At 46.9% G+C, this 6,695-nt stretch carries 2 protein-coding genes; one reads left to right on the top strand and one right to left on the bottom strand.

The window, feature by feature from the left end; translation table 11 throughout:
• The coding region (locus Q0R52_RS05810; protein WP_295793005.1) for a putative Ig domain-containing protein at window positions 1–5,496 on the bottom strand (5,496 nt) is incomplete at its 3' end.
• A gap of 335 nt (window positions 5,497–5,831) precedes the next feature.
• Here Q0R52_RS05810 and Q0R52_RS05805 point away from each other — a divergent pair.
• Window positions 5,832–6,656 (top strand): hypothetical protein, encoded by an 825-nt coding sequence (locus Q0R52_RS05805; protein WP_295793003.1) that lies wholly within the window; start codon window positions 5,832–5,834, stop codon window positions 6,654–6,656.
• The last annotated feature ends 39 nt before the right edge of the window (window positions 6,657–6,695 follow it).

Below are 6,695 nucleotides of genomic sequence, written 5' to 3'. Positions count from 1 at the left end.
GGTAACCACGCCTGCGGAGGTTATCTTGCGGATTTGGTTGCCGGTATAATCTGCCACATAACTGTTGCCGGCTGCGTCGGTGCCTACAGCTATGGGTTTGGCAAAGCTGGCCGCCGCGCCTGTGCCGTTGGTTGACCCGGAAACCCCGCTCCCGGCTAGTGTAGTAACCTGGCTGTAAATTGTTGCCGGTACCGGCCCGCCGGTATTAGTGGGCGATAGCGCGGCTATCGGGCTCCCGGTTAAATACGTGTGGGGTGTTGTGTAGCTGATGTTTGGCACGCCCGGGTTCACAGCAATATTTACCATTGCGGTGTTACTGCCCGCCACATTATATGCCGTTACAGTATAACCGCTCGCTGGGCTAACTGTAATTGGTGAACCGCTAATGGTGCCGGTTACGCCGTCAAATGTTAGTCCCGCAGGTAGGGCATTTATATAAAAGCCACCAACCGGGGTAATTTGTTTAACCTTGCCACTGCCAAACTCAGCAGCGAAAACGTTGCCCGCTCCATCAACCGCTACCCCGGTTGGTCCTGCAAAACCAGAGCCTATACTAATAAGCGAATTACTGCCAACAGGCAGTTCGTATATTGCTTTATCGCCCAAAGCAGCAATAAACACGTTTCCTGCACCATCAACGGCTACGCCGTATGGTTGATTAAGGCCTGCTTTTAAAGTAACTACGGGGCTGCCATCAAACGGAATTTTCTTTATTGCGCTGTTACCTTCATCGGCTACATAAACGTTCCCTATAGCATCGCAGGCCAAACTTGCACCAAGGTTTACATTAAAAGCAATATTAACGGTTGCGCCACCGCCTGCAGGGATCTTTTTAACAATATTGTTATTCTGATCGCTTACGTAAACATTGCCTGCAGCATCAACAGCCACGCCGTAAGGCGAATTAAAACCAGAACCAATACTCACTGTGGAACCGTCGGCAGCAAGGATCTCTTTTACTGCATGATTGCCAAAATCAGCTACATAAACATTGCCGGCTGCATCAATAGCTACACCGCTCGGAAGGGTAAAGCCAGTCCCTATACTTATGGGCGCTCCACCGCCCGCCGGAACTTTTTTTACGGTATTATTGCCACGGTCGGCAACATAAATATTCCCAAGGGCATCTGTAGCTACATTAATCGGGTTTGCAAACCCGGAGCCTACATCGGTAGTGTTGCCACCATAACCAGGAGCGCCAACCCCATTACTTAAAGGCGTCAACGGTGCAATAGTAACACCTGAATGAAATGTTTTAGCACCCCCGTAACTTAATGTCGGCGGGGGTATCAAATTAACCTTTAAATTAACAGTTGTATTGTTCGATGCGCTGGCATTATACCCGGTAACCGTATAGTTTGTGGCCGGGCTGCCTGCCTTTGGGGTGCCGCTGATTGCACCTGTATTATTATTAAAATTTAACCCGGCAGGTAAAAATGGCACTATGAAAAAGCCCCCAACAGGCATAATCTTTTTAACAGCGCCGTTTAAATCATCGGCAACATAAACGTTACCCAAGCCATCTGCCGCCACGCCAAAAGTATGGTTGAAACCGGAGCCTATTGAGATTGTGGCTCCACCGCCTGCAGGGATCATTTTTACTGCGCTGTTGTTAAAATCGCCTACAAAAACATTGCCTGCGGCATCAACAGCCACGCCCGATGGCCCACTGAAACCAGAACCTATTGAAACCGGGGCGCCGCCGCCAACCGGTATCTTTTTTACAGCATTATTGCCATTGTCACCAACGTATATATTTCCGGCTGCATCAATAGCCAGGCCGGCTGGCGACGCAAACCCCGAGCCTAATATTACCGGGGCACCACCGCCCACGGGTATTTTTGTTACAGTATTGTTTACAGCATCGGCAACCAGCACATTGCCAGCCGGGTCCACGGCGACAGCAATAGGATCGGGGAAGGCGGGCCCTACAGCAACAGTGGCGCCACCGCCAACCGGTATTTTGTATACTTTGCCATTACCATTATCGGCTACAAAAACATTACCAAGGGTATCAACCGCCACACCAATAGGGTTGTTTATGCCACTGCCTATAACTACTGGGCTGCCACCTGCAGCCGGGACCTTTTTTACAAGCCCATTGCCTGTATCTGCTACATAAATATTGCCTGAGGCATCAACCGCTACACCCAGTGGGGTTACGAAGCCCGACCCAACAGCGACCGGAGTGCCTGTATAAGCAAAGGCTGATACATTGGTGCTGGTTGGCGTGAGCTGCGGAACCGCAACATTAACCGTATAAACCTGCGGGCCTGTATAGCTTATTGTTGGTGGCGGGAACTGGTTTACCTTAATATTTACAATTGAACTGGTAGAAGTTGCTGTATTATATCCGGTGATAACATAGTCTGTAGCAGGGGTTGCAACGGTTGGTGTGCCGCTGATAGCACCTGTATTATTATCAAAATTTAAGCCGGCTGGTAACGAAGGACTTATATAATATCCTCCAACAGGTTTAATTGTTTTAATCGCATTGTTACCCCAATCCGCAACATATAAAATGCCGGCGCCGTCAACAGCTACATCATATGGAAGGCTTAATCCGGAACCAATTGTAATAACCGGGCCCCCATTTGAAGGTATTTCTTTTAAAAAGTTATTGTTTCTATCGGTGACAAATACATTGCCTGAATTATCAACAGTCAAGCCGTACGGGCTTGTTATCCCAGAGCCTATTGTGACCTGGGTGCCATTACCTGCAGGGATTTTCTTTACCAATCCATTCCCGTAATCAGATGCATATACATTACCAAAAGCATCAACCGTTATATCGTAAGGAAAATTAAAGCCAGAGCCCAGATTTATCGGCGCTCCGCCGCCCACCGGGATTTCTTTCACCGCGTTGTGTCCCTGGTCTACAACATATACATTTCCTAATTTATCAACTGCTACACCCGTAGGGTTAAGGAACCCCGAGCCTAACGTTACCGGCGCTCCACCGCCAACGGGTATCTTTTTTACTGCATTGTTGCCGTAGTCTGCTACGTATACGTTACCCAATGCGTCAACAACTGCATTTTGAGGCTGCAGTAACCCAGAACCAAGAGCGACATTTGCGCCAACCAGCGGGATCTTAGTGATCTGGAAGTTTGATTGTGCAGTTACATATAAAACACCCACATTGTCGGCAGATACGCCATAGGGTTTAGTGAAAGCGTGCGCTATAACCGGAGTGCTGCTATAACCCGCTGCCGCAACCCCATTATTTACCGGCACAACCGGCGTTACAGCGGTACCCACTGAAAAAGTTTGAGGTGAGTTGTACGTTATGTTAAGTCCGCTTACCGAAATATTAACATTGGTTGAGTTGCTGCCGCCGGCGTTGTACGCTGTTACCGGATAGTTTGTCACCGGACTTCCTGTAACCGTGGGCAGGCCGCTGATAATACCCGTAGCATTGTCGAAACTTAGCCCCCCAGGTAAGGTTTTACCAATATAGTACCCGCCTATAGGTTTAATTTGTTTAACGGCAGCGCTGTTGTAATCGGCCACAAATACATTTCCGAAAGCATCGGTAGCCACCCCGGTTGGAAGGTTGAAGCCTGAACCGATTATTGTTCCGCCACCACCGGCTGCAGGGAACCTTTTAATTGCATTATTTCCCGCATCAGCCACAAAAACATTACCGGCGGGATCTACTGCTACACCGTATGGGGAACTAAAACCACTGGCGACAATAACATTAGCACCGCCTCCGCCAGCAGCAAACTTTTTCACGGTATTGGTACTACCATCCCCAACAAATACGTTACCAAACGCATCTACCGCGATACCTAAGGGATTGGTAATGCTACCCAGTCCAACAGTTCCTCCGCCATTTGGGTATATCTCCTTTATTGCATTATTGCCGTTATCGGAGGCGTATACGTTACCTGCTGCATCAACCGCGACGGCGTAAGGATGGACGATGCCCGCGCTTATTATAATAGGGGTATTACTTCCAAAAGGGATTTTCTTTATGGCGTTATTGCCATAGTCAGATACATAAACGTTACCGGCAGCGTCAACAGCAACGCCGTCGGGCCCACTAAACCCGGAACCGATAGTAACCGGTGCGCCGCCACCGACTGGTATCTTCTTTACGAGGTTGTTGGCAAAATCGGCCATGTAAACATTGCCAAAGATATCCACAGCTACACCACGCGAGGTGCTGAAGCCCGAGCCTAAGGTTACTGTAGTGCTATTGTAAGCGAGCGCTGCTACCCCGACACTTGTTGGCACCAATGATGGGATTGCCACCCCGGACACATATGCCGGAGGGTTTGTGTAACTCAGGCTCAGCGCATTAATTTGAATACTAAACGCGGTTGAACTGCTGCCTGTGCTATTGTAAGCAGAAACAAAATAGCTTGTCGCTGGGTTTACCGTCGTTGGTGTTCCGGTAATATTACCTGTAGCATTATCAAAAGTTAATCCGGCAGGTAGTGCAGGGTTAATATAATAGCCGCCCACCGGTTTAATTTCATTTAATGTTCCGCTGGCGTAGTCAGCAACAAATACATTGCCGGCACCGTCGACAGCAACACCCGTTACCGTGTTAAAACCGCTGTTTAAAGTAATGGTAGCGCCCCCGTTTACTAAAATTTCTTTTACTGCATCGTGGCTGTAATCGGCTACAAAAACATTCCCGGTGTTGTCAACTGCGACGCCATAGGGGCTGCTAAATCCGGTACCAATTATAACCGGCGCACCGCCTCCAACGGGAATCTTTTTTATATTGCTTGCGGTATAATCAGCCACATAAACATTGCCCGCTGCGTCTACAGCAACGCCTGCCGGGTTAGTAAAGCCTGAGCCAATAACTACAGTGGCACCGCCAACTGCATTTATCTTTTTTACTGCACCGTGGTTATAATCCGCCACAAAAACATTGCCGGCTGCATCTGCTGCCACACCATACGGGTTACTGAAGCCGGTGCCAATACTTACAGGAGCACCACCGCCAACAGGTACCTTTTTTACAAGGCTATGCCCGTAATCTGCTACATAAACATTTCCGGCGCCGTCAACCGCTACACCTGCGGGATTCAAAAAACCTGAACCTATGGTAACAGCGGCACCGCCACCTACAGGGATTTCCTTTATTACATTATTTGAAAAATCAGCGATATAAACATTCCCTGTTGCGTCGGTACATACGCCACGTATGGCGCCAAAACCGGTTGCCGCACTCACCAGGCCACTACTATAGCCCAACGGATCGACGCCTGAACTTTGTGGCGACAGTGTTGCTATTGCGTTACCGATGATATAGGTATGTGGGCTGCTATAACTGATAACAGGTGCCGTAAAAGCGTCTGATTTACCCGTTTTTAGCCTGGTTTTATGGTATCCCGAATATTTAAGCGCGGGTTTTACTGCTGCGTAAAGTTTGTAACTCAGGCAAAGCAATAAAGCAAAAGCTACAAGCTTTAAATAGCCGGCAGGCGTAGCTTTACTGAAATGATTTTTTTTGATAAGTAAAGGTGTTTTCATGATACTATTTTAGTATTGGTGAGGTGATGATTTTAATTTAAAATTGTATTGAATGTGCTGATAGGCAGATTTTTGGTTTAATAAGATGAAAAGGCTAACGGACTTTTTACAGGCTGAAACGTTAGTTGCTATTTAAGGGGTGAAAATCAGCAAATTACGCTTGCTCATCAATCATATGAGCTTATGATTTTGAAGAGGACCTGAATTCGGGTATTTACTTATTTGTTAAAAAACAGCATCGGTATAATTTTTTTTAATTCAGGCAGTTTTATTACCATTATTTCCGACGAAACAGGATGGCTTTCCGATTAATTCAATCAATCCCTTACACAACTATGGTTAAACAATTTCAAACATCCCGTAACAGTGCCCTTATCTTCAATTGGGTTTTTATTGTCGGGCTGATAGTATTGGCGCTCAACGATCAATACCTCAAATGGACATTCGGCAACTGGGCCACCGGGAAAATATCTGATTTCGCAGGACTGCTTATCTTTCCAATGTTCTTGCAATTCTTATTCCCAAGCATTTCGCGAGTTTCGGTTATGGTAACAGGTGCACTGTTTGTTTTTTGGAAACTCCCTATTTCTGGCAGTGTTATCCATATCTACAATAAAATTGCCCTTATACCTATTACCAGGACGGTTGATTACAGCGATTTTGTTGCCCTGTTAATTTTGCCTTTGTCCTGGTATCTGATAGGGCGAATTGATAGTTACCGGATAGGCCGCATTTCGCCTGCTTTTGCTGCCTGTTTAATTGCCATGCCGGCCGCATTGGTATTTATGGCTACCTCGCCCCCTATTAGTTTTTATATGCAACCAGGAGGCGATGTCCATATAGGTAAATCATACCGGTTGAAAGTAAGTGAAGACGAGGCCCTGGCAAGGTTTAAAGCAATAGGCTTTACAGTTGTGCCGGATAGGTCGCAGCACGAATCTGGCAGGGCCGACTATTACCTGATGAAAAACGTTGTTTTAAACGGCGGAAAGGATACAATCGAAACCATTCAATTTGGTTTTTTGGGTAACTCTAAAAAGCCTTTGCTGCTTATAAATAATGTAAAACTGAAAAAGGGCAGCACCCTGACTGATTTGGAAGGGTTAAAAAAATACTATCGCAAGCTTATACGTTCAGGCATTGTTAACGAAGTAAAATAGAGAGATGGTTAACCATAACTTGCCTGCACCGGCCAGAGT

It is taken from the genome of Mucilaginibacter sp. (assembly GCF_025359345.1).
Classification (GTDB): Bacteria; Bacteroidota; Bacteroidia; order Sphingobacteriales; family Sphingobacteriaceae; genus Mucilaginibacter.
Note: the sequence above shows the minus strand (reverse complement) of the source record. Positions and strands in the feature narration are given on the sequence as shown.